This window comes from Pseudodesulfovibrio sp. zrk46 (assembly GCF_012516435.1).
Taxonomy (GTDB): Bacteria; Desulfobacterota; Desulfovibrionia; order Desulfovibrionales; family Desulfovibrionaceae; genus Pseudodesulfovibrio.
On sequence record NZ_CP051216.1, the window covers coordinates 578,948 to 602,929 of the forward strand.

At 52.9% G+C, this 23,982-nt stretch carries 24 protein-coding genes and 1 tRNA gene; 13 read left to right on the plus strand and 12 right to left on the minus strand.

Translation table 11 applies throughout. The features are described from left to right. Positions 1 to 4 precede the first annotated feature (4 nt). The 7 genes from HFN16_RS02655 to purM form a co-directional block, all read right to left on the minus strand. Positions 5 to 1,735 (minus strand): 5'-nucleotidase C-terminal domain-containing protein, encoded by a 1,731-nt coding sequence (locus HFN16_RS02655; protein ID WP_168889221.1) that lies wholly within the window; start codon positions 1,733 to 1,735, stop codon positions 5 to 7. A 192-nt stretch (positions 1,736 to 1,927) separates the two neighbouring features. Then, complete coding sequence (locus tag HFN16_RS02660; RefSeq protein ID WP_168889222.1) at positions 1,928 to 4,108, minus strand: glutamine synthetase III; 2,181 nt, start codon at positions 4,106 to 4,108, stop codon at positions 1,928 to 1,930. A 422-nt stretch (positions 4,109 to 4,530) separates the two neighbouring features. Then, positions 4,531 to 5,178, minus strand: coding sequence for an RluA family pseudouridine synthase (locus HFN16_RS02665; RefSeq protein WP_168889223.1), 648 nt, complete (start codon positions 5,176 to 5,178; stop codon positions 4,531 to 4,533). Continuing rightward, the gene (locus HFN16_RS02670) at positions 5,175 to 5,957 is read right to left on the minus strand and encodes a hypothetical protein (RefSeq protein WP_168889224.1); all 783 of its coding nucleotides are present in this window, start codon (positions 5,955 to 5,957) and stop codon (positions 5,175 to 5,177) included. The genes HFN16_RS02665 and HFN16_RS02670 overlap by 4 nt, the downstream gene beginning before the upstream one ends. Before the next feature lie 248 nt (positions 5,958 to 6,205). After that, on the minus strand, positions 6,206 to 6,700 hold the full coding sequence (greA, locus tag HFN16_RS02675) for a transcription elongation factor GreA (protein WP_168889225.1): 495 nt from the start codon (positions 6,698 to 6,700) through the stop codon (positions 6,206 to 6,208). A 268-nt stretch (positions 6,701 to 6,968) separates the two neighbouring features. Next, positions 6,969 to 7,343, minus strand: a complete 375-nt coding sequence (locus tag HFN16_RS02680) for a rhodanese-related (seleno)protein (protein WP_282097911.1) — start codon at positions 7,341 to 7,343, stop codon at positions 6,969 to 6,971. 183 nt (positions 7,344 to 7,526) lie between these two features. Next, positions 7,527 to 8,588 carry a phosphoribosylformylglycinamidine cyclo-ligase gene (purM, locus tag HFN16_RS02685; RefSeq protein ID WP_168889227.1) on the minus strand — a complete coding sequence of 354 codons (1,062 nt, stop codon included), beginning with the start codon at positions 8,586 to 8,588 and terminating at the stop codon, positions 7,527 to 7,529. 176 nt (positions 8,589 to 8,764) lie between these two features. Between purM and HFN16_RS02690 the strand changes: the two genes are divergently transcribed. From HFN16_RS02690 to HFN16_RS02745, 12 genes are all read left to right on the plus strand, one after another. Continuing rightward, complete coding sequence (locus HFN16_RS02690; RefSeq protein WP_168889228.1) at positions 8,765 to 9,133, plus strand: hypothetical protein; 369 nt, start codon at positions 8,765 to 8,767, stop codon at positions 9,131 to 9,133. Positions 9,134 to 9,196: 63 nt separating this feature from the next. Further along, complete coding sequence (amrS, locus tag HFN16_RS02695) at positions 9,197 to 10,216, plus strand: AmmeMemoRadiSam system radical SAM enzyme (protein WP_168889229.1); 1,020 nt, start codon at positions 9,197 to 9,199, stop codon at positions 10,214 to 10,216. A gap of 203 nt (positions 10,217 to 10,419) precedes the next feature. Beyond that, positions 10,420 to 10,496, plus strand: a tRNA-Pro gene (locus tag HFN16_RS02700). Between the two features lie 178 nt (positions 10,497 to 10,674). Further along, complete coding sequence (locus HFN16_RS02705) at positions 10,675 to 11,193, plus strand: DUF3750 domain-containing protein (protein ID WP_168889230.1); 519 nt, start codon at positions 10,675 to 10,677, stop codon at positions 11,191 to 11,193. Positions 11,194 to 11,389: 196 nt separating this feature from the next. After that, positions 11,390 to 12,028, plus strand: a complete 639-nt coding sequence (locus HFN16_RS02710; RefSeq protein WP_168889231.1) for a hypothetical protein — start codon at positions 11,390 to 11,392, stop codon at positions 12,026 to 12,028. Between the two features lie 364 nt (positions 12,029 to 12,392). Further along, positions 12,393 to 12,953, plus strand: a complete 561-nt coding sequence (locus HFN16_RS02715; RefSeq protein ID WP_168889232.1) for a hypothetical protein — start codon at positions 12,393 to 12,395, stop codon at positions 12,951 to 12,953. 382 nt (positions 12,954 to 13,335) lie between these two features. Beyond that, positions 13,336 to 13,860 carry a hypothetical protein gene (locus HFN16_RS02720; protein WP_168889233.1) on the plus strand — a complete coding sequence of 175 codons (525 nt, stop codon included), beginning with the start codon at positions 13,336 to 13,338 and terminating at the stop codon, positions 13,858 to 13,860. Between the two features lie 214 nt (positions 13,861 to 14,074). Then, complete coding sequence (locus tag HFN16_RS02725; protein WP_168889234.1) at positions 14,075 to 14,950, plus strand: hypothetical protein; 876 nt, start codon at positions 14,075 to 14,077, stop codon at positions 14,948 to 14,950. Positions 14,951 to 15,151: 201 nt separating this feature from the next. Then, the gene (locus HFN16_RS02730; protein WP_247648420.1) at positions 15,152 to 15,493 is read left to right on the plus strand and encodes a cytoplasmic protein; all 342 of its coding nucleotides are present in this window, start codon (positions 15,152 to 15,154) and stop codon (positions 15,491 to 15,493) included. A 434-nt stretch (positions 15,494 to 15,927) separates the two neighbouring features. Further along, positions 15,928 to 17,412 carry a sodium-dependent transporter gene (locus tag HFN16_RS02735; RefSeq protein ID WP_168889236.1) on the plus strand — a complete coding sequence of 495 codons (1,485 nt, stop codon included), beginning with the start codon at positions 15,928 to 15,930 and terminating at the stop codon, positions 17,410 to 17,412. 9 nt (positions 17,413 to 17,421) lie between these two features. Next, positions 17,422 to 17,520: a MetS family NSS transporter small subunit gene (locus tag HFN16_RS02740; protein ID WP_168889237.1), complete on the plus strand. Its 99-nt coding sequence runs from the start codon at positions 17,422 to 17,424 to the stop codon at positions 17,518 to 17,520. A 208-nt stretch (positions 17,521 to 17,728) separates the two neighbouring features. Further along, positions 17,729 to 19,051 carry a hypothetical protein gene (locus HFN16_RS02745; RefSeq protein ID WP_168889238.1) on the plus strand — a complete coding sequence of 441 codons (1,323 nt, stop codon included), beginning with the start codon at positions 17,729 to 17,731 and terminating at the stop codon, positions 19,049 to 19,051. A 76-nt stretch (positions 19,052 to 19,127) separates the two neighbouring features. On the opposite strand, the gene HFN16_RS02750 is transcribed toward HFN16_RS02745, so the two are convergent. The 5 genes from HFN16_RS02750 to cbiM all read right to left on the minus strand — a co-directional run bounded on the left by HFN16_RS02750 (position 19,128) and on the right by cbiM (position 22,181). Continuing rightward, complete coding sequence (locus HFN16_RS02750; RefSeq protein ID WP_168889239.1) at positions 19,128 to 19,769, minus strand: hemolysin III family protein; 642 nt, start codon at positions 19,767 to 19,769, stop codon at positions 19,128 to 19,130. Positions 19,770 to 19,854: 85 nt separating this feature from the next. Continuing rightward, the gene (locus HFN16_RS02755) at positions 19,855 to 20,301 is read right to left on the minus strand and encodes a DUF6790 family protein (protein ID WP_168889240.1); all 447 of its coding nucleotides are present in this window, start codon (positions 20,299 to 20,301) and stop codon (positions 19,855 to 19,857) included. A gap of 15 nt (positions 20,302 to 20,316) precedes the next feature. Further along, on the minus strand, positions 20,317 to 20,763 hold the full coding sequence (locus HFN16_RS02760) for an Rrf2 family transcriptional regulator (protein WP_168889241.1): 447 nt from the start codon (positions 20,761 to 20,763) through the stop codon (positions 20,317 to 20,319). Between the two features lie 219 nt (positions 20,764 to 20,982). Further along, positions 20,983 to 21,567: a hypothetical protein gene (locus tag HFN16_RS02765; protein ID WP_168889242.1), complete on the minus strand. Its 585-nt coding sequence runs from the start codon at positions 21,565 to 21,567 to the stop codon at positions 20,983 to 20,985. Between the two features lie 8 nt (positions 21,568 to 21,575). Then, positions 21,576 to 22,181, minus strand: a complete 606-nt coding sequence (cbiM, locus tag HFN16_RS02770) for a cobalt transporter CbiM (RefSeq protein WP_168889243.1) — start codon at positions 22,179 to 22,181, stop codon at positions 21,576 to 21,578. Between the two features lie 211 nt (positions 22,182 to 22,392). On the opposite strand from cbiM, the gene HFN16_RS02775 reads away from it, so the two are divergent. After that, the gene (locus tag HFN16_RS02775) at positions 22,393 to 23,637 is read left to right on the plus strand and encodes an HD domain-containing protein (protein WP_168889244.1); all 1,245 of its coding nucleotides are present in this window, start codon (positions 22,393 to 22,395) and stop codon (positions 23,635 to 23,637) included. Positions 23,638 to 23,982 lie beyond the last annotated feature (345 nt).

A 23,982-nucleotide genomic window follows, 5' to 3' on the forward strand; every position in this document is an offset into this window, starting at 1 on the left:
AACATCATTTATACGCCGGGATGTAGGTGATACCAGTTCTCTTCGGCGGCTTGAGCACCTTTGTTTTTTTCACGAACTCGATGAATGCTTCGGAATCCACGAAACCGGTGTCATATCGGTCAGCGATCTCTTTGAGCATCGTATACCCGTCGCCGCCACCGGCCATGTAGGCGTTGGTGACGACCCGGTAAGATTTGGTCGGATCTAACGCATGCCACTTGCCATCGCGTCCCTGTAGTTCTACGGATTCAATCCTATCACCCTTTTCGCGCTTCATGTTCGCAGTGTATCGCGCCCCAGCCACATAGGGGAACGCGCCTCCACTTCGGTTGACGCCATATTCCAATGCGGCCTTGAGCTGTGCCCCTGTTACTTCCAGCAGAAAGAGCGTGTTGTTAAAGGGTAACAGGGTATAAATCTCGCCCACCGAAATCTTTCCGGCCTTCAAATTATCTCGCACACCACCTGCATTGACGAGGGCGATGTCGGCAGGGTCACCGGTTGTTGCGATCTTATCCAACATAGACTGGGCCACCAAAGGAGCAATCATGCTGCCCTGCTGCAGTTTTACTCCGTCCTTATTCACACCCGGAGCACGAATATGCCACAAGGTCTTGGGGGCCTTGCCGATGACATCCTTACGCATGGCCTGAACACCCTTTGTGTAGGGCTCCAAAAATGCAGCAGCAGGGGCATCCTCGGCCATGACAGCAGTCACTTTACTCCGGGTGAGGGCGTCAACCACAGCCTGCCGGACTTCTCCGGTCAACTCCACCCGCTTGCGGGATTTGTCCTTCCGCTGAAATCCATCGGCCACTAACATGACAGGCTTGCCAATGGCGGAAACAACCTGCCCATCAGTATCAAAGGTAACATCAAGACGCCCCAGCACACGGCCCCACTTCCAGGCCTGAACCACATAGACGTCATTCCCATCTGGGCCTTTGACAACCACGGGATAGTCGTCATCAACACCCTTGCCCAGCGCATGCATCTCTTCTGGATTGGCCAGCAAGGAATGGGAATGACCACCCACGATAATATCCACGCCGGGGATGGAAGCAGCCAACTCTTTGTCCGCCTCCAACCCTACATGAGTCAGCAGTACAATCTTGTCGACGCCAAGATCCTGCAACTCTTTCACGTAACGACGTGCGGTTTCGGCCACATCCTTGAAATCTACACCCTTCCCGGGGCTGGAAATATATTGGGTGTCGCTGGTCACCAAGCCGATGACGCCCACCCTATCCTGGCCAAAGCACCGCACCACATACGGCTTCAGATGGTCTGCCAGCCGAGGCATCCCAGCCGCATCCACGTTCGCCCCGAGAACCGGGATTCCTACATACTCCAAAAAGTTGGCGAGAAACTTTGCACCCTTATCGAACTCGTGATTGCCCAGCACATAGGCGTCGAACTTGAGACGGTTCAAAAACTCCATCTCCGGCCTACCGTCATATTTCATGAAATAGAGGTCGCCCTGCACGGCATCCCCGGCGTGCAACAGCAACGATGCCGAGCTATCCCGCCGGGCGTGCTTCACCGCTGTGGTCAATCGGGGCCAACCGCCCAGATCCACATAGGTCTTCTTCCCATCAACAACCAACCGATCCCCGGTGGCTGCCAAATAGGAGTGTGAATCATTGACGTGCAGAATAGTGAGGTCGAAAGCAAATGCCGACGAGGCCACCAACAAACACCCCAAACACACAACCCACAACAACATCTTTTTCATGATCGAGCTCCCCGCAACCGACAAGTTCATCCCTTATCCCCAATCTGTACTGCCTGATACATCCTGTCGATTATATTAGGCCAGTAGAAAACGAAACTTCTCAAATACGCAGCCTCCCCCAAAGCCTGGACAACTAAAAAGGGCCTTGTGCATTTGCACAAGGCCCTTTGAACTTACTGGCTTACGAAGGAATTACTTGATGAACAAGATTTCCTGGTAGCTGGGCAGCGGCCACAGATCGTCTGCGACGATACCTTCCATGGCGTCTGCGACTTCGCGGACAGCGAGCATGGCGGGCAGGATCTTGGAGGTCTTGTAGGCTGCTTCTTCTTCGATGGACTTGAAGTCTTCTTTTTCCATCAGCTTCTCGAGGGCCACGAGAGCGGTGTCGAGGTTGCCGACCAGTTCAGTGACTTCGGCCAGAGCCGGAGTGATGGACTTGATGCCGGCGGCCTTCAGGCTGGCAGCGGTGGCAGCCAGTTCGCCCTGGTAACGGACGGCGGAAGGCATGATGATGGTCTTGGCGACCTTGACGACCAGAGCGGACTCGGTCTGGATGTGCTGGTTGTACTGCTCGTGGTAGATTTCGCAGCGGGAGTGCAGCTCATCCTTGGTCAGGACTTCGTACTTCTCGAAGACATCGACGACTTCCGGTGCGATCATGGCAGGCAGTGCATCGGCAGTGGTCTTCAGGTTGGGCAGGCCGCGCTTGGCAGCTTCTTTCTGCCATGCATCGGCGTAACCGTCGCCGTTGAAGATGACATGACCGTGTTCTTTCATGATGCCCTGGATAACCTTCTGGCAGGCTTCGTTGAGGGGCATCTTCTTCTTGAGCAGCTTCTCGATTTCGTCGCTGACGAAGTCGAGGGAGTCAGCCATGATGGTGTTCAGTGCAACCTGTGCGCCAGCGATGGACTGGTTGGAACCGACTGCGCGGAACTCGAAGCGGTTGCCGGTGAAAGCAAACGGGGAGGTGCGGTTACGGTCGCCGGAATCCATGGGCAGTGCGGGCAGGGTGTCGACACCCACTTCCAGGCAACCCTTGGACTTGCAACCCTTGAGGTCGCCCAGTTCGATCTGGTTGAAGATCTCGGCCAGTTCTTCACCGAGGAAGATGGAGATGATGGCCGGCGGAGCTTCGTTGGCGCCGAGGCGGTGGTCGTTACCTGCGGAAGCAACCACGGAACGGAGCAGAGCGGAGTATTTTTCCACTGCACGGATGGTGGCGGCGGTGACGCAGAGGAACTGCATGTTCTCGTGCGGAGTGTCGCCGGGGGAGTACAGGGAGCCCTGAGTAGCAGAAGACAGGGAGTAGTTCAGGTGCTTACCGGAACCGTTGATGCCAGCGAACGGCTTTTCATGCAGCAGGCAGGCCATACCGTGCTTTTTGGCAACGGATTTCAGAGTGGTCATGATCATCTGGTTGTGATCAGTGGCCAGGTTAGCCTGTTCGAAGATCGGAGCGATTTCGAACTGACCGGGAGCAACTTCGTTGTGGCGGGTCTTGACCGGCACACCGAGTTTGTAAAGTTCACGTTCAACTTCCATCATGAAAGCGAGCACGCGGCGGGGGATGGCACCGAAGTAGTGATCATCCAGTTCCTGACCCTTGGCGGGTTTGGCGCCGAAGAGGGTGCGGCCGCAGACCATGAGGTCAGGACGGGCGAAGTAGAAGTTGCGATCCAGGAGGAAGTATTCCTGCTCGGGACCGGCGTTGGAAACGACCATGTTGCCATCATCGTTACCGAAGAGATCGAGGAAACGGCGACCGGCCTTGTTGATAGCCTGGTTGGCGCGCAGCAGAGGGGTCTTCTTATCCAGTGCATGACCTTTCCAGGAAACGAAGGCAGTGGGGATGCACAGGAAGGTGCCGTTGGGGTTTTCGAGGATGTAAGCCGGGTTGGTCACGTCCCAAGCGGTGTAACCACGGGCTTCAAAGGTGGCACGCAGGCCGCCGGACGGGAAGGAAGATGCATCGGGCTCACCCTGAATGAGGAGCTTGGCATCGAATTCGGCGATGGCGCCGCCTTCATCGTCGGGGGACAGGAAACCATCATGCTTCTCGGCGGTGAGGCCGGTCAGCGGGTAGAAAACGTGGGTGTAGTGAGTGGCGCCCTTGGAGATCGCCCACTCCTTCATGGCTGCGGCAACCGGACCGGCAATGGCAGGATCCATTTTCTCACCGGTTTTCTTGGTGGCCATCAAGGACTTGTAGACGTCCTTGGGAAGCATGTTCTTCATAACCTTGTCGTTGAAGACGTTGGAACCGAAGACATCGGTGGGGGATGTCTCGGTGAAGTTCAGGGGCTTCAGGTCAGATTTAAAATTGGTCACCGCTGCGATGGCAGTCTGACGAGTCTGGTATCCGCTCATGAAAATCTCCTTACAGGCAAAAATTTGGTTTTTCCGGCTAGTCCGAATCTAAGGGTGCCTGGCCCTTTATTGTCTGCCGCCCCTCTTACCAAGTTACGTGCCAAACAGCAAAAGAATCATTAAAACAGACTATTACAAGAGTCTGCATTTTATGCACCCTTAAACTTCACACAAAAATGTAGTTTAAACTGCTTTTTTCCCGACTTTTACGATACAAAATTGGTAAAAAAAATAGGCTTTTTTACAAGACGCTGTAAACAAAGGACTATTTCATAACATAAATGGGAATACCGTTTATCCAAAAAGGAAAAAGGCCGCAAAACGACCAATTCTACCACCATTTTTCCCATTTTGCGGCATATTCAAAATGCCACTTTTAGCAATCACTACATATTATAATAGTGACCGCGCCTCTCCCATCATTAAAATGGAGGTTCAGAAAAGAATTCCAATGGTTTACGATTTTGAGGGTGACGAAATCGCAAGGTCGACGCGTGGAGTTTCAGCTGTCCGGGGCCAGTCCCGGTCCCGTAGAGGCGATCTCCAACAATAGGAAATCCCAGCCCCTTTTCATGGGCCGAATGAAGACGAAGCTGATGAGTTCGTCCGGTGTGCGGCATGAACTCCACCCGGGTCTGTCCGTTCTCGACACCAAGTTTACGCCAACGAGTCACGCCCATCTTGCCGCGCTCGGGGTCATAGACCTGATACGGGCGATTGTCCGGGTCCAGACGAAAGGCCAACTCGATGAGCCCGCCATTCTCCTTCACCTCACCATCCAGCAGCGCGACATAACGCTTGCCCACCAGCCGGTCCATGAACTGAACCGACAGGTTTCGATGCGCGTCTTCAGTCAGTGCCAGCACCAGCAGGCCAGAGGTATCCTGATCCAAGCGGTGAACAGATGGCTGCTCGATACAATCGGGGTACAGTTCTTTCACGCGGCTGACCACGCAATCCTGATTAGCCTCGCCCTTGCCCGGCACGGAAAGCAGACCGGAGGGTTTGTCCACCACCACGAAGACCGGGTCTTCATGCACTAGCTTGAGACCGTCGGGGATATTGCTCATACCTCGCACGCCCCGCACAGCATGTGACCGATTATTCGCCCGCACTTATCTTTGCAGGAAACATACATACCGCCATGCTTCTTGGTTTTGGACCTGTTTTCCTTGCCGAAATAGAACTCGGCCAGTCCCAACGGGGTCAGAGAATTGCGAGCCGCATATCCCAGCAGTTTTGGAGCGCAGCAATCACCTGTTCCGGTAGGAATGCCGTTCCCCTCGGTGACCACCTGCGGCAACGGAGTCACTTTGCCGCAGAAATCGGGAATCATATACATATTATGAATGTCCTTCATGAGCGCCTGGGAGTACGCCTTGCGTCGCTCGACCAGTTGCTTTCGTTCATGGGAACCACCGGGGAGGCTGTCGATTTTGCGACTGAGTCGCTTGATCAACCGCTCCACACCAGTGGTCGCAGACCAGAATTCGTCGGCATCAATCAATGGAGGCACCCAGCCATCCACGTCCCAGACGCCGTTGTACTGACCTGAAAAAGCCTTAAGCACACCTGTCCTGCCATCCATATCGCGCACCACAAGCACACCAAACATCTGCCCGCGCGCGGGGCCAAAAAGATAACGGGTGGACAGGCGGGGATCGGCTTCACTTTCAGGCACATCAAAATCAATACGCCCGGCTTCGGTAATCGTCTGAAACAACTCCTTGGCAAACGGCACACTATAGCCCAGCACCATGGAATGCTTCACACCGCATCGTTCGCACAGCCCGGAAGCTGCAACACGGGTATCAAAAGGAGAAGATATTTGTACGGTTTTCAAGGACATAGAAGAAGTCTGGTAAGAGTGCCGTTATGTGCCACTGGCACAGGTCCATTTACTACAACTTTGATCGAGCCCACCTGATTAGCGAAACGTCAAAGGGAGCAAGTGATAGTACGACATAAAACTTAAGAAGAATCTTTTATAAAAAGACTCACCGCCAAAACCAGGCCGGGCAACGCCCAAACAAAAAGCCCCACTGTTTTGCACAGTGGGGCCAGTGTACACTCTTTACCCTGTGAAACAAGCAATAATTACTTGCTCGGAAGAGCGTCGCTGCCGCGGAATTCCACGGAAACGATCTCGTACTCGATGCGGCCGCGGGGGGCGTCGACGATGACTTCGTCACCTTCCTCTTTACCGAGGATAGCTTTGCCCATGGGGGACAGCACGGAGATGGAACCATTCTTGTGATCGGCGTCGTCGGGACCGAGCAACAGGAAGGTGCGGGTCTCCTCGGTGTCGATGTCCTCAACCACGACAGTGGCACCAAAAATGGCGCGTTCATCGTCGAGGGAGTCCAAGTCAATGACGTCGAAAAGCGGCATGCGGGAATTGATGTAGGTGATGCGCGCTTCGAGCATACCCTGACGCTCGCGGGCTGCATCGTAACCTGCATTTTCGCTCAAGTCGCCTTCTTCACGAGCTTCCTTGATGGCCTGGATAATGGCCGGACGCTGAGCCTTCAGGTCTTCCAGTTCAGCCTTGATCTTCTCATAACCCTGCTTGGAAATGGGAATACGATCCATGTTTAAATCCTCTCTTCAAATAAAAAAAATTTGCAGATCACGCGGCTTCTCTTGTGAGGGTCCGCGCCCCTGCAATTGATAATCCATGTCTGGAAAGACGATCGTTAAATCATCCTCGGCTTGTGGTCAAGTCAATTCGGAATTGCACAAACCGCTCAGCCTTCCCCATATACTCAACAGTAAATACGGAACAAATCCGCATCATCACGACAAATTCGGGAGTGACAGCGTACTCGTCACTCCCGTAGAAGCTATATTTTTTCGCGCCTCACTTATTTTCAGTCGGATATCCGCCGTCAAGCCAGCCTTCCCAACCTCCCTCGAGGGCGTAGACTCTGGCAAACCCCTTCTTCAACAGTGCCTGCGCCACACGGGCGCTGGTGTATTCGCTCGGTCAGGCGCAATAGAGGACCAACGTCTTTTCCTTGGACAATTCCCCGGCCCAACCGTCTACATCATTATAGGCTCGACGCTGGGCGCCCTTGATCATCATTTCACTACCCTGAAAGTCAGTGTCGCGGCGCACGTCGATGACCACAACATCGGGGGAATCGAGCATTCCCGCCAATTGAGAGGTTGTCATACGCGGCACCCTGTCACCGGCAAACGCCCCGCCAGCAATGGACATTGCCGATGTCGCCATCAGCAACAGAAGGACCAATGTCGTTATTATTACGTATCTTATCTTCATAGTCTTTCCTCCCATGAATAATACATACGTCAGCATAACACAGCGGCCTCAATCCCGACAACACCAATCAGAATTGGCACAAAAAAGCCCCGACTGCGAACAGCCGGGGCTTACAAGTACATGCGGGGATGCCGATTAAGGGAAGATGACTTCTACCTGTTCGGCTGCGCCCTTGCGCTCCTCGATCTCGCCGATGCGGAAGGCATCCACGTCGTCACGGGCGTCGAGCATTTCCAGCGCTTTCTCTGCGCTATCTGCGTCGCAGATAAGGATGTAGCCGACGCCGCAGTTGAAGATCTGGAGCATTTCAGGCCAGGACAGATCGCCTTCCTTCTGCAGCCAGTCAAAGATCGGCAGCATGGGCCAGGAGCCGAACTCGATCTTGGCCACGGTGTCCTCGGGCAGGACGCGGGGCACGTTGTCGTAGAAACCGCCGCCGGTCACATGGACCATGCCCTTGATGGTCAGGGATTCCATGAGCTCCAGTACGGGCTTCACGTAAATCTTGGTAGGCTCGATGAGGACCTCGGCCACGGTCTTGTCAGTACCGGGGAAGGTGTCGTCATTCTTGAGACCGGATTCGCCCAGAATCTTGCGGATCAGAGACCAGCCGTTGGAATGGGCGCCAGAGGAAGACAGGCCGATAATCACGTCGCCAGGGGCCACGGATTTGCCGGTCACCAGTTTGGGGCTGTCGACCATGCCGACGGCAAAACCGGACAGGTCGTACTCGCCATCCGGGTAGAAGCCGGGCATCTCAGCGGTCTCACCGCCAAGGAGGGCGCATGCGGACTGCTTGCAGCCTTCGCACACACCGGCCACCACCTGCTCGGCAACGCCGGATTCCAGCTTGCCGGTGGCAAAGTAGTCGAGGAAGAACAACGGGGCCGCGCCCTGAACCAGTACGTCGTTGACGGACATGGCCACGAGGTCGATACCCACGGTGTCGTGTTTGTCGAACATGAAGGCGAGCTTCAGCTTGGTACCGACGCCGTCTGCGCCAGCCACAAGCATGGGTGCTTCCATGCCGGAAATTTCAGGTTTGAACAGACCGCCGAAGCCGCCGATCTCGGTGGCCACGCCGGGCGTAAAGGTGGACTTAACCATGTCCTTGATGCGGCTGACAAACTGATTGCCTGCCTCGATATCAACACCGGCGTCGGTGTATGCCTGGGAACGTTTGGCGCTGCTGCTCATGTCTCTCTCCCTAATGTGCGTTCACGTCTAGAATGCGTTCAAGATGGAGGGTCTATATGTTGTTGCAGGAACAAGTTCAAGTATAGACTTTCCGGCCCACCAATTGCATTGCCAACCATGCGCCCGACGAGTATACAGAACAATATGGGCAACACTGTCGTTTATCGGAGGCAACCATGCGTCATCTTAGCAGAATACTCATAATAGTCACTACTGTTGTGGTTTTGACACTCTCCCTCGCCCTGGCAGGCACAAAGTTCAAGAACGAAGACACCGCCAAGAACAGGCAGGACAATACGTTTGGTACGGATCAAACCGAAAAGACCGCTACCACCACCTTCGGCACCAATGACTCGGGCGACACCACCATCAAGTCCAAGTCACGTCCAAAGGAAGAACCCGTAGACTGGTACGACAAGGTCATCATCACGGTAAATCCGACCACCAGATGGCCCACGGATCAGACTACCACGACCACTACCACGGAATACGACAACGCCACGGACACCCAGACTACCACGACCACCACGCAGGAAATCAAGTAGTCGAAGCATTTACCATGACGAAACAGAACCCTTCTGGCATACTCCCGCCAGGAGGGTTTTCTCATGCAGGAAGCACGGCTCTGGAAACCGCTGAAGAACGGCTCTGTTCAATGCCGCTTGTGCAACCACTACTGCGCCATCAAACCGGGTGAACGCGGCAAGTGTGGTGTGCGCGAAAACAACGACGGCACACTCTACTCGCTCAATTACGGCAAGATCGCCGCCATCAACCTCGACCCGGTGGAGAAAAAGCCGCTCTATCATTTCCAACCCGGCACACGGACCTTTTCCTTTGCCACCATGGGCTGCAACCTCCGCTGCACCTTCTGCCAAAACTGGTCTCTCTCACAAAGTCCGTCCGAGAGCCGCCGCATTGACGGCCGCGACGCCACGCCCGAACAACTTGTTGAAGAAGCCGTCCGCGTGAAAGCCGCGTCCATATCCTATACATATTCGGAGCCGACCATTTTTTTCGAGCTCATGCAGGACACGGCCAAGCTGGCGCGCAAGGAGGGGCTAAAAAACATCATGGTATCCAACGGCTTCATGAGCCGGGAGTGTCTGGACGAACTTGCCCCGGATATCGACGCCATCAATGTGGATCTCAAATGCTTCACCGAGGAGTTCTACCATGAGATTTCTGGTGCGCACCTCAAGCCGGTGCTGGAGAACCTCAAATATATCAAACACACCCTTGGCTGGTGGCTCGAAGTCACCACCCTGCTGATTCCGGGCAAGAACGACTCGCCGGAAGAGCTGGATGAGCTCACAAATTTCCTCGCCAAAGAGATCGGCCCGGACACGCCGTGGCATATTTCCCGATTCCACCCGGATTACAAGATGAACAATGTCCCTGTGACGGGCAGCGATTCTCTGACCGCCGCCTACCGTATGGGACGCGAGAAAGGACTGAAATACGTATACATCGGCAACATGCCGGGCCTCGACATGCAACACACCATCTGCCCCGGCTGTGGCAAGGAAGTTATCAACCGCTCCGGCTTCACTTCCACCCGCCCGTCAGTAACCAAAGGACAGTGCGATTTTTGCGGCGAAACCATCCACGGAATAGAAATGGGATAAACAAGTAGGAGAATGCTTGCCAAGCGAGTTCTTTTTCAGTAGTTAACCTCCCTCGGCTGAATTGCCTTTCCGCGCATTTGTCAGATTCTTGAGGATTTCCTCTGGCAAGGCGCAAGATTTAATCAGGGCCGCCGCGTATTCCTATACGCAAGGATCTGAATAAATCGCAGCAACGCAGCCAGTGGGAATCCTCAAGAATCTGACGGGGCATGGCGCAGTCTGGTAGCGCGCCTGCTTTGGGAGCAGGATGCCGGGAGTTCAAATCTCTCTGCCCCGACCAGGAAGATCAAAGCAGATCAAGCAGTTAGTTTGGCCTGCTTTTTCTTTTGTCTTATCATCACCACAACTCACTACTTTTTTCCCAGCATCAAATCCTTTAGCCCTATACTCGCATCGTCTCATTCGCTACAATTCAAGAAACAAGCTTTGAATAGCCACTTTCAACCCAAAGAGGCCAAGTGAAAAAGACGTATGCATTCCTCTTGGCATTAGTCCTTGCTGGCTGCACAGGGGGAGACTGGAGAACGGCGAGCAGAGAGCCCGCTGGTATTGCTCCAGATCCAACCTCTACGCCAGAAGCTGTAGTCCAAATATACGCTGCCCCCGCATGGGGATGGCGTGGCTGGTTTGCTGTCCACACATGGATTTCAACCAAGGGGACTGGAGATGATCAGTACACCGTATATGAAGTAATTGGATGGCGGCAGAAAAGCGGTTTACCTGTGTTGCGGATTGAAAAGGACGCGCCTGATAGATACTGGTTTGGTGAACGACCAGAGTTGCTGGCAGACCAGAGAGGTGCTGGGGTTGACGCTCTCATCGCGCAAATTGATGCTGCCGCACGGTCATATCCCTGGCCCAACCAGTACAAGGTGTTCCCCGGCCCGAACAGCAACACCTTTACTGCTTGGGTACTCAAGCAAACTCCTCAGTTGAATGTATCACTGCCGTTCTCTGCCATTGGCAGTGGCTACTAAGACAACCTCCTCCTCCTCGCCTTTCATGGCCTTCTTCTGACCCCAAAGCATTACGCGGTTTTTCGTTGTTCCATCTGTCCAGAAATCTCAGACCAAGCAGTTATTCGGATATTGAGTTTGCTTAACAATCTGAGATTTCTGTACAGGAATGGTTCATGCAGTGTGAAGTGCAGCAATATAGCAAAGGGAGGGACATATGAAACGCATTGCATGGGCACTAGTGACAATCCTGATTATGACAACTGGCGCACAGGCGGCGACCATTGGACTAGATGACATCCCGGCCGACGCGCAGTGGGCTTCAGATGTTTGGGCCTACTCTTCACAATACAACAGTCACTGGACTGCCAATGACGCCATAGGCTCTCCAAACGTCTGGAACTATTCTGACAATCCTGGAGCTTGGGCGACCGACCGAAAAAACGCCAGTCCAGGGGCATCCCCTTACGAATCAATCACGCTCGGATACTCTTCGGCCACACAATCTCTGGGCGCAGTCGTCCGTGAGAATTATGGCAACGGCTTCGTCGCACTGATTGAGGCGCACGATTCGAGCCAAATAGACCGGAACGAAGGCTGGCACCCTGTCTGGGCAGGAATCGACAATACTCCAATTGGAAATGTAGAGAACTTTTATGCCAGCTGGGCCTTAACAAGCTTTCTGGTCGACGCCCTGAGGATAACCATCAACATTAACGCAAGCACTACTTGGGAAGAAATCGACGCCGTGGCTCTGCTCGGCACAACAGCCCCAACGCCCATTCCCGGTGCAATATGGCTTCTCGGATCCGGCCTGCTCGGACTCGTCGGGCTCCGACGCAAGATGACTGCCTAACCAAGTCTTCACGGATACAATGAAGCCTCTCACAGGATCGCTCCAGTGAGAGGCTTTTTTCATACTTTTTTCCCTTCTTGCTTTTCGAGACAAAACGACTTCTAGATTAATCGGACAAGACCATACCCGCCACAACAGATTGGAATAATACACATAAATGCACACATCTAGGCTTCAAGCATCACTCGATCCATTTTACTCACATGAGTAAACACTCACACTTTCACCTTAAATATGTCTGTTTCTCTCAGAATAACTCCGACAACCCCAAGCTTCCCCTTATAACACCCAGCAACCAAAGTACTTTTTATTTTGGCCCACTCTTTGCTGTTATTGGCAAAACAATTTTTGGGAGGAATTAGATATGAAACGGATTTTGATTCTCTGCTTTGTCGCGGTTATCGCTTTTGCCAGTGCGGCCCATGCAAGCGTAGAAACCTATGATGGAACCAACCTTTATGGAACCTACTCTGGTGCTCTCACTTACACGAATGTCCTAACCGGCGTTGCAGAGCCTTCTCAAGATTTCCAAATCACCATTGGTAATGATGCCTCTTTGCAAAACCTTGAAGGCAACAATTATTATCTTTATGTTCCTGAATTAATCGCTGGTCCTTCTGATGACTGGCAGGTTGACTGGGAAGATTCCAACGATCGCTCCAACGCCTACATTGCACATATGGAGAATGACCATTTCTTGGGCTTCACGAATGCTAACCATCAGGCCTTCTCTGCCTCATTGCTTTTCGCAAAAGATTTCAGTTCTTTCTTTTTCACCAACGTTATCACGCAAGCCGACGCCTCGGGCATGTTGATCCGAGCCACTACCGGCAACATGAACGCCACCCCCATTCCGGGCGCAGCCCTGCTCCTCGGATCCGGCCTGCTTGGTCTGGTTGGCCTTCGCCGCAAGATGGAATCCTAGGAGACGCCTAGTCAAAGGGATCACCTCCCGCCTTTTGAGATGCACGAAAGCCCTCATGTATTATACATGGGGGCTTTTCTAATTCCGCTTATATAGTTTCAAGCTATCCTGTTATTTGTGACAAAGTGGGCTCTGCCTTTTCCGGAAGACTCCAACGCCATTGCAATACACTAAAACATTTGCAGAAGCAGCTTCTAAGGTTTGGGTGTCCATTTTCCTCAAACAACAAATGACCACCTTGAAGTCTCGAATCAGTCTGTTTCTTTCGGAAAACAAACCTACCTACGCAGGCAGTACTCCCAACCAATTGTAAACATGACGTTTTTCAGATTGGTCCACGCTTTGCAAATTGTTGAAAAACTATATTTGGGAGCCTTCCAACATGAAAAAGATCATTATTCTCTGCTTCGTTGCAGTTATCGCCTTTGCGAGTGCAGCACATGCAGCTTACGACAATTCTAATTTCTATGGGACCTACACCGGAACACTGGAGTTCGCGTCAGGCTCGCCGAGTTCTGAACTCACCATCACCATTGGTAACGATCCGCTTGGAACAGGGTTGGATGGCAACAACGTATACTTGTACGTCGCCCCTGAAGACGCCAGATGGGGCGGACAGTGGGAAAACGATGGCGCTATCAACTTTTACAACGGCAACCTCCAGCAGGACAACGTGTTGTTTGTTAGCAACAATAACTTCGCGACCTTTGACGCTACGTCTGCATGGCTTACCTTTGACTCGACTTTAGAAGGATTCATGCTCTCAGGCTATATTACAAATGGTATTGCCAACACATTTGAATCTTTTTCCGCAAAAATGAACGCCACCCCGATTCCGGGCGCAGCCCTGCTCCTCGGTTCCGGCCTGCTTGGTCTGGTTGGCCTCCGCCGTAAGATGGAATCCTAGGAGACGCCTTAGTCAAAGGGATCACCTCCCGCCTTTTGAGAAGCACGAAAGCCCTCATGCCTTATGCATGGGGGCTTTTTTATCGCGTTGACTATATATTCATATTTAGGCTATCTATTGTGCCTGCTCTGGCACAAAATGTTCGCTTTTTGTGCATCATATTCTATTCCCTTTTGCTTCCGTCCAGTTTTGCGCCTTCCATGGAGGAAGCATCATGCCGTTCATCCGCTTTTTCTGCTATTATCTGATCTACTGGATTATTTTCACTGCCGCTGCCGTCTCCATTCGCATCAACCCACCACAGGGGATGCCGGACACTGCCATTCCGGCTCTGGCCACCTTCATACTCATCCCGGTGTTTATGATCATGAGTTACATCCTGATCGTGGCACGACCTCACCCTCGTTTCGAATTAAGCAGGAAACAGCGGTGGATGCGATTTCTCGTGTACCAATGCAGTTACATTCTTTTCGTATGGCTCGCTGCCGTAATACTTGGAGTCGAAATACGAACGCAATACTCGTGGATTACCGGCTTATTGCCTGCTGTCCTGCTGCAACACATGATACGTGGAGTCAGGGTTATTACCCCGGTATTGAATCCCAAAACCGACGGCAAATGGCGCGGCTTCAAGTACGCGCTCTTGTATCAATTTATTGCAGTAGCAGCAGTTTTCACCATCACTATACTTTTCTTTCAAGAGAACACAGACAACGCTGTTTACGCAGGAATACCGGTCATAATACTCATCATGCTGAGTATACTGTACCGACTTACCGTCGCATCACCTCACTCCCGATTCAACTCATTGAGCAAAAGGGAAAAACTAATACGATTCATCTATCATGTGGGAGCTTACATAACCTTCTGTTTTATGATGCCTATCGGCCTCACTATGTTATGGCACTGGGAACTCCCGCAGCACTGTGATAGCGCCATTGTCCTCCTCATCTTCCTGAGCGCGATACACGGTAGCGACGGGAGTCCACACAAAGGGATTCCCTACTTTACCGGAAACAATCACGCTCCCATTATGAGCGAAGGCGCTATCAAGAGACGCCTTGCAGAAGTCAAACAGCAAGATGCGTAACCCGAACCTTCCACTCCTGTATCTCGTCCGTGCCGTACTCCATGGGCGAGATACTTTCTTGTCTGCTTATCATTTTTCTCTGGCGCCTTCACAAAAGACATATGATCATGTAGTCATTTGTATGAACAGGAACCATTCCTAAGCATTGGTGCACCAAAGCCCATGCCGGGATTGTCGAACATCAACACCCTGGAGTCTCACGTGTATTGTCTTTACGCCTTCAATGGCGAACTCATGTGCTTCGTCCATGTTCTGCTCAACGCCCTGGACATGAATGAAAAAGGAAAATCCCCGCTCATCGTCATCGAAGGCGCAGCCGTCAAACTGGTTGGGGAACTTGAAAAGGAAAGCTGCCCCTTCCATGCTCTCTATATGAAGACCAAGGAAGCCGGTCTCATTGACGGCGTGTGCAAGGCATGCTCCGCTAAAATGAAAGTCATGGAAGAGGTGCAGGCATCAGGCCTCCCCCTGCTGGACGACATGTCCGGCCATCCGTCCATGGCCGCATATGCAGACAAGGGGTATACGATCATCACCTTCTAGTCTGAACCATACGTATACAACGAGCCCCGAAGATAGAATAATCTTCGGGGCTTTGCTTATGGGCTGTTTTCCATATGCAAATCACCTGACCAACCAGTCGCAAGCAAGGCGAGGCGTACCTCCCGGACCACACCGCCAACACTATTGTCGCTGTTGAGTTTGCCCAACATCCCCAACAATTCCAGAGTCTAGCAATTCAGTTTTAACAAATTTGGCTTTTTCAGGGTTGTATAGTTTACTTTTTCCCGAATTTTTCTTAGTGAAAAGCCGTTTTTCGGGGAGAAAAACTGGAAAAGGCTACGGATTTCTGCACAAAGCTCTTGATCCTAATCGCTTTTCCGTATCGGGCGACTTGACGATGTCCGCGAGTGCGCCTGCTTATTTGCCCGCCTGAGACGACGGGAAGACATATCAAAACCATACAAGGTGACATAATGGCTCAACGTGAACAGTGGGGCTCCCGCGTCGGCTTCGTGCTGGCAGCGGTAGGTTCCGCAATTGGTTTGGGAAATATTTGGCGTTTCCCATACATGGCTTACGAGAACGGCGGCGGCGCCTTCCTCATCCCGTACATCTTCGCTCTGCTCACCGCAGGTATTCCTTTCATGATCATGGAATTCGGCCTCGGCCACAAATTCCGTGGTTCCGCACCCAAAGTTTTCCGTTCTCTCGGCTCCAAATGGGAATTTCTCGGCTGGATGCAGGTGCTGGTCGCCTTTGTCATCTCCGTTTATTACGTGGCAGTCATCGGCTGGACCATCAACTATACCGGCTTTGCGCTGAATCAGGCCTGGGGAGCTGACCCCAAAGGCTTCTTCTTCGGCGAATACCTCGGCCTGACGGGCTCCCCCATGGAACTGGGCGGCATCCGCTGGTCCATCCTCGGCGCCTGCACCCTGGCCTGGGGCGTAACCTGGCTTGCCATCACCTCCGGTGTTCGCAAAGGTATCGAGCGCGCATGTAAAGTGCTCATCCCTCTGCTGTTCGTCCTGGTGCTGGTCCTGATCTTCCGCGTGGTCAGCCTGCCCGGCGCCATGACCGGTCTGGACTTCCTGTTCAAGCCTGACTTCTCCAAGCTGGCCGACTTCTCCGTCTGGGCTGATGCTTACGGACAGATCTTCTTCTCCCTGTCCATCGGTTTCGCCATCATGCTGGCCTACTCCAGCTACCTGCCCAAAGAAGCAGATATCAACAATAACGCCGCCATGACCGTGTTCATCAACTGCGGCTTCTCCATGCTTGCCGGTGTCATGATCTTCGCCGTTCTCGGCCACATGGCTCACGAGACCAACCAGGCCGTGTCCGACGTTGCTGGTGCTGGTGTCGGCCTTGCCTTCATCACCATCCCGACGGCAATCAACACCATGCCCGCTCCGGTCTTCTTCGGCACCCTGTTCTTCCTGTGCCTGACCATGGCTGGCGTCAGCTCCCACATCTCCATCGTGGAAGCTGTCTCTTCTTCCTTCATTGATAAGTTCGGCATAGACCGCAAGAAGACCGCAAGCATCGTTTGCGGCCTCGGCTTCGCCCTGACCGTGATCTTCACCACTGGCGGCGGCCTGTTGATCCTCGACATCGTCGACCACTTCATCAACAACCTCTGCATCCTCAGCCTGGCGCTGGCAGAGATCATCCTGATGAGCTACGTCGTCGGCCTCGAAGATATTCGCAGCCACGCCAACGCCACCTCCGACTTCACTGTCGGCAACCTCTGGAACATCTGCCTCAAGGTCGTCACCGTGGGCGTGCTCGGCTACACCTTCATCATGAACGTGATCACCGACTCCGGCACCCCGTACGGCGGCTACGCCAACGCAGACCTGATCGCCCTCGGCTGGTCCCTCCTGCCCGTGGCCTTCATCCTGTCTCTGGTCCTGAAGCAGAAGCAAGCCGCTCCCGGCTTTAGCAACAACCGCTAGGAGATAACTATGTCTACAGCAGCTATCATCATGATGGTTATTGGCCTGGGCGTCACCTGGGGTGGTGCTACTTTCTGCATGCGTCTCGCCATGAAGAAACAGGACTAATTACACATCGTAATTGCTATAAAGAAAGGGCCGCTCGAAAGAGCGGTCCTTTTTTTATGTGATTTCAAACAGTTTGACAGCAACTACACTGACTAGACCAAGTAAGATTCGTGAATGCGAGTGACAAAACACGGCATCACGTGTATCTAACTGCTGATATTTTAAACAGTGAGCACTACACACAACTTGAAGCACTATTGGAGATCTCATGCGCAAACTCGCTGAAAGCAACATGGTAATGTTCTGGATAGCAGTATTTAGCCTGTTTATCAGTATTGGCTACAACGTATATTCATACATTGAAAAGCTGAACGCAGAAGAGTCCTATCAAGAGGACAAGGCCGAATGGCGGAATAAAACGGATTCATTAAGCGAACAGAATGCTGAAAGCTTATCTGAAACAGCAGACCTGAAAGAGGAAGTCGCCGCTCTGAAAGAAATTGCCAAGAGAATGGGCGTTCCCGAGGAAGTGATTGCTACCGCAAGCCAAAAGGGCGTTGAAGACTTCTTCGAAAACGAAGAGGAAGCTGCAATCACTTTTGTTGAATTGAGAGCCCAAAAAGCGATGCAGCGTGAATTTGACAAGCACATGGATTTGGGAAGAACAGCCCTGAACCAACAACAGTACAGTAATGCCCTTGGCCATTTCTTCATGGCTGCATTTATAGACGAAACCGCTCCGGAACCGCAAAAATACATAACAGAGTGGAACACCAAGACAGGACTTTCTGCCCAGCTAACAAACGGTGGACTGGATCTGGACAAGCAACATCCGGGTGCCCGCACTCAGGAAGTTGGGGGTATTCTCTTTTCCCTTGCCAAAAGCTGGAGATCTGGCGACGAAATCACTTGTTACTTTGATATAATGAATCAGAGAAAAAGTGATGTAAATTTCCACTTTGCCGATGGCACCTTTATCGTAGATCCGGAAGGAGAAATAACTTCCGAACTTGATCACATATGGGAGTCAAACAAACAAGAGCATCCTCAAAAAAGGATATTACTTCCCTGTAATGTGAAGAAAAGAGTGATTGCTCGGTTCATTATGCCTTTGAACCATCCGATTGAAGGACTGAGGACGCTCAATGTAAAGTGCTATTGCGCCGGCGATAAGATGACATTTAGCTATCCAGGTGTAATTCTTGACGGAAGAAAGGATAGTCATAACAATAAAGAACATTCGAACACCTCTTTGACGCTATTGGGAACAAAACGGAATGGAAATGAATTGCTATTCAATTTTATAGCAAAAAATATGGACAGCAGTCGCACAGTCCACATTACAAACTTGGCCAAGAGCACATTTGAAAACACAGAGGGCTTCATTTTCGAACCGACAAGTCAAATCGTCCATGGAGAACGAGAACACCCTGGAGCCAGAATAATCCTTTCCCCAGGACAATCACGAAAATTCACCATGGTATTTAAAGAGCACCAAAACAAAGGCGTCTTTTTCGGCTCTCCCAAGGAACTCTTGCTTCGAACCCACATGTTCGGAGCTCACCACAAATACCAGTTTGCTCTCAACTAGCTGGAGACTTCTCACGCATTAAAAGAAAGGCCGTCCCTTTTGGAACGGCCTTTCTCATACCTCAAACTCTCATCGTCTATACATACCAATACATCACCACAAAGTGGCAGGCACTCCCGCCTATGACGAACAGATGGAATATCTCGTGGAACCCAAAATACTTGGGAATGGGGTTTGGCCATTTAAGGGCATAGATTACCGCCCCCAAAGAATAGACGACACCGCCGCCGGCAAGCCACGCCACAGCGGAAAGGGACATATTCTGCATCAACGGATAGATGCCCACCAACACCAGCCATCCCATGCCGAGATAGATGCCTGTAGATAACCAGCGAGGGGCATGCAGCCAGAAGATCTTCATGGCAATGCCTACCAGTGCCAATCCCCAGACTACGCCGAAGATGGACCAACCCCACGGGCCGCGCAGAGGGATCAAACAAATGGGGGTGTAGGTTGCCGCGATATAGAAAAAGATCATGGAGTGATCCACACGGCGCAGGAAGCGAACCCATTTCTCGGAGACGGGCAGCCAGTGATAGAGCGTGCTGGCCGTATACAGCAGGATCATGGCTCCTCCAAAGATGGAGAAGGTCACGATATGCCACGGCATGGCCGGATCAACAGACCGCATGATGAGGAGGACAGTGGCGAAAACCGCCAAAATCGCTCCGATGAGATGTGTCAGACCGCTGACCGGATCACGTAAACTAAAAACCATTGTTCCCCCATATTTGAAATAGTCCGAACTCTAGGGTAGCGGCTTTCCTTCACCTAAACAAGCGTTTAAACGCGTAGCCTGTATATCAGGAAATAAGATAGAGCGCCCACAAGGAGATGGGCAGCAGCAGGTCGGCAAAAAAGACCGGTCCTGCGTTTCCGGGATTCATATTGCCGCTGGCGCGGATATCACGGACATGGACGGAGAACGCGCCGACAAGAAAGATGGTGACAAAGAGGATGGTCGCCAGCCAGAAGTCGCCACGTATAAAGAAGCAGAGTAGCCCGGAGATCCCCAGCGCAAGGTTGGCAAAGGCCACTTCCTGCTGAAACGGATTCCCGGGAGGCCAACCGATATAGCCAGCCACCTTGTCAGCGGCAAAGTAGTGGCCCATGAAGGCCCAAAGCCCTCCCAGGCCGACGGGAATCACCAGCAGCCAAAGGAGCAGGGATTCGGCCACGCCGCCGCCCAGCACCAGAATATGCATCAGGGCGACGGCAAGCGCAGCGCAGGCCAGGTAGACCGTATACACGGCGTCCCTATGCCCTTAGTCCATCAACATGGTCGACACATCCTTGGAAGAGCACTTCTCTGCATCCTCCAGCATGTCGGCCAGCGAGAAACTGTTGAGGCGATCATACATGGCTTCAGCGGCCTCAGCCCACAGGCGACGAGTCAGACAAACTTCAATGCGATCGCAGTGCTCGTTGCCATTGCGACAATCCACCAGGGAATCATCACCTTCGAGGACGCGCACGACCTCACCCATAGGTATTTCAGAAGCCGGAAGCGCCAACGCGTGACCACCACGGGGGCCGCGTTTGGATTTGATGAAGCCTGCGTCTTTGAGTTTGCGGATAAGCTTCTCCAGATACTTCACGGAAACGCCTTGGCGCTCTGCGATGTCCTGAATACGGACCAACCCATTGTTGCAGTGCTGGGCGATATCAACCGCCATTCTTGTGCCGTAACGGCTACGTGTCGTCAGTCTCATGGTTGTACCCTTATCGTATGAATTCCTGCTTTGCCGACCCCTTCAAAATCAGCATTCACAAGGGAATCCGTACTGTTAAAGTCAAGATATATGCCCCTTGAGCGTGTGGAATAATTGGATTCCACATAAAAACGACTCATTTTGTAGGGGAATTACCACAAAAAAAAAGGACCGACAACAAGTCGGCCCCAAATAGATGTCAGACACTGGTTTGAACGATCACGCTTTGCGACTCTTCATGTAGGCGGCGATGCCGAACAGACCTATGATATACCCGATGCCGCCAATGATTTCAGTGACGCTCGGTCCTGCATCGTGCATTTCAGCCAGCATCCGCTTGACCGGCTCCAGCTCGCGGCGAACCACGGCTTCGACTTCGCTGGCCGGTACGCTCCCCTGCGAAGTGGCAACTTCCTTATGACCATGCTCTTCCTCGGTGGCGGCAAACGGCCCTTTGGCAGCACCATATTCATTATATTTCACGGTCCATGTAGCCTGATGCCCGGTTCCCGCCTTGAGCAGGATCTGCAAATCCATTTTCCCGGCCCGGGCTTCGTCCGGGATGACGAAATCGAACTTGCCGTTCGTGTCCGTATTGCCCGAGAGCAGCATCTTACCCGAAGCCACGTCGTAGACCTCGATCACGCCATCATGGACACGCTTTGAGCGGCTGTACCCACTGTCGGTCACAACGAGGTTCCCGTCGACATAGGCAAAGACGTTGACTTTATGAGCATGAGAGACAGCAGAAAGACACAGGGTGAGCGCCATGGCCAGACAGATGGAAAGAATGAGGCGATGCATGAGGACTCCTATGAAGATGAGACTGCCAGAGCTTCAGGTTTGACTTTGGCGAGAAATGAGTAAGCGAATCCAGTGATAATTCCTTCGACGACCATAATGGGAAGGTGGGCAGCGACTATAACCTTGGCCACGCCCACAAAGGCTTCGCCAGACAGAGCCAATGCTCCGGCGGTAAGTAATGCACTCACCAATATGGCGAGAAAACCGCAGGCAAATGCCGCGGCAAAACGGCTACCGTTACCGCGGGTCAACATGGGGCGAAAAATGTAACAGCACAGGACGGCAGGGGCAGCCATGGTAAAACAGTTCAGCCCCAGCACGGTCAAGCCACCGAACTGAAACAGCACCGCCTGTAGCAACAAGGCCACCAGAATGGACGGGAACGCAGCCCACCCCAACACCACGCCGAGCAAACCGCTCAGGACAAGATGCGCATTGGCCGGACCTATGGGAACATGCACCAGGGAGGCGATGAAAAACGCGGCGGACAGAATCGCCACGGTCATGATCTGGTCATAATCGATTTTCTTGAGGCCGATGGCAGTCCCCGCCACGGCCAGTCCGGCTCCGCCAAGGAGCACCGGTCCGGATAAAACGCCTTCTGAAATATGCATGGTCGTTCCCGCTTCATTCAATCGAAATGGATGATTCACCGGCGTTGCAAACAATTTTGACAGCGTGTGAATAATTCCGAATCCGTATACACCCCGTCGCCATTTATTACAAGTGGTGTTTGTAAAAGAGTGGAAAATACCGTCTCACCAATGGGTTGCGTTTATCCGTCCTTTTCGGCAAATTCATACAAACCTATAAAGGGGAGCAGCAATGTCAGTCATCATCAGAAAGAGTCTTCTTGAACTGCTCTTTTCCGGCGCGTTCATGAAGCGTTGGAACGACAAGCTCCGCCCCATGGAATTGGTGGAGGTGGATAAGCAGGCGCACAAAATGATCGTGGCCTGGCTTCTCTTCCTGCTCAACTCGCGGGACATGGACGTGGCCCGAAAACGCGCCCTTGGCGAATCCATCGTGGAAGGTGGCCTCTTCGACTATCTCTACCGTCTCGTCATCACGGACATCAAACCGCCCGTCTTTTACCGCATCAAGGAAAACCCGGACGACTACCGCACCCTGACCAATTGGGTGCTCAATGAGCTCCGTCCGCGCATCATGCCGCTGGGCGAAGACTTCATGAACCGCATGGGAGACTATCTCATGCAGCCCGAGGACAAGGGCCTTGCCCGTCGCATCCTCCACGCCGCCCATCTCTACGCCAGCTATTCCGAATTCAAGCTCCTCAAATCCATCAACCAGATGGACCACGAACTCACCGAGATCGAGGACAGTTTCATCGATCGTCTCAAGGACATGCGCGACCTCAAAGGTGTCCCGGAACTGCTCGATGACGACAACAACGTGCTCGGCCGTTTTGCCCGCATGTGCGGACGCCTCCGCTTCCAGAAGCGCTGGTCCCAGACGCCCCGCGTGCCCGAGACCTCGGTCCTCGGCCACATGTTCATCGTGGCCGCCTACTCCTGGTTCTTCAGCATCGAAGTCGGCGCCTGCCGCGCCCGCGCCCAGAACAACTTTTTCGCCGGCCTGTTCCACGACCTGCCCGAACTGCTGACCCGCGACATCATCTCGCCCGTCAAAGGTGCATCCCAGGAGATCGGCGATCTCATTCATGAATACGAAATCCGCGAGCTCAACCGCGTGGTGCTCGAGCCTCTCAAAGAAGGCGGCTACACCGACATCACCGATCGCCTCGAATATTTCCTTGGCCTCGAGGTCGGCAGCGAATTCAAGGCCACCATCGTCCGCGACGGCAAGACCATCGAACTGGCCGAAGACGAGATTTCCCAACACAATCAGGACACCCTCGACCCCAAGGATGGCCCGCTCCTCAAGGTCTGCGACTCTCTCGCCGCCTACATCGAAGCGCATACCGCACTCAAGAACGGCATCTCCTCGGACCAGCTGCACCACGCGCTCTACCGAATCCGGAACCGCTACAACGAAACCCCGGTCATCGCCGGCGTCCAGGTCAGCGCCCTTTTGGCAGACTTCGATTAGCCAGCCTCCGGCGGCTGCTCGCCGCAGGGGCGTCTCCGACGGCTCAAGAACCTTTTGTAAAAGGTTCTTGAGAATCTCCAAAACTTTTTATCGCTCGCTTCGCTCGAGGCCGTACGGCTACGAATGCCGTTACCCTTTTCCCAGCACTTCACCCTTTCAAACCAAGACCTGCATCAGCCCTTGAGCTCGACGTCTAGAAGCTGACCAAATCGAATGCCGCCGCAACCGCAGCATTCAGCAGCGACGAATGTCGCGCAGTACACACCAAGGCATTCTATTTGGATCAGATTCTTGGCAAGAACTCACAAGGCGGCCAAGCTACTTCTTAAGCCGAGTTTTTTTCGT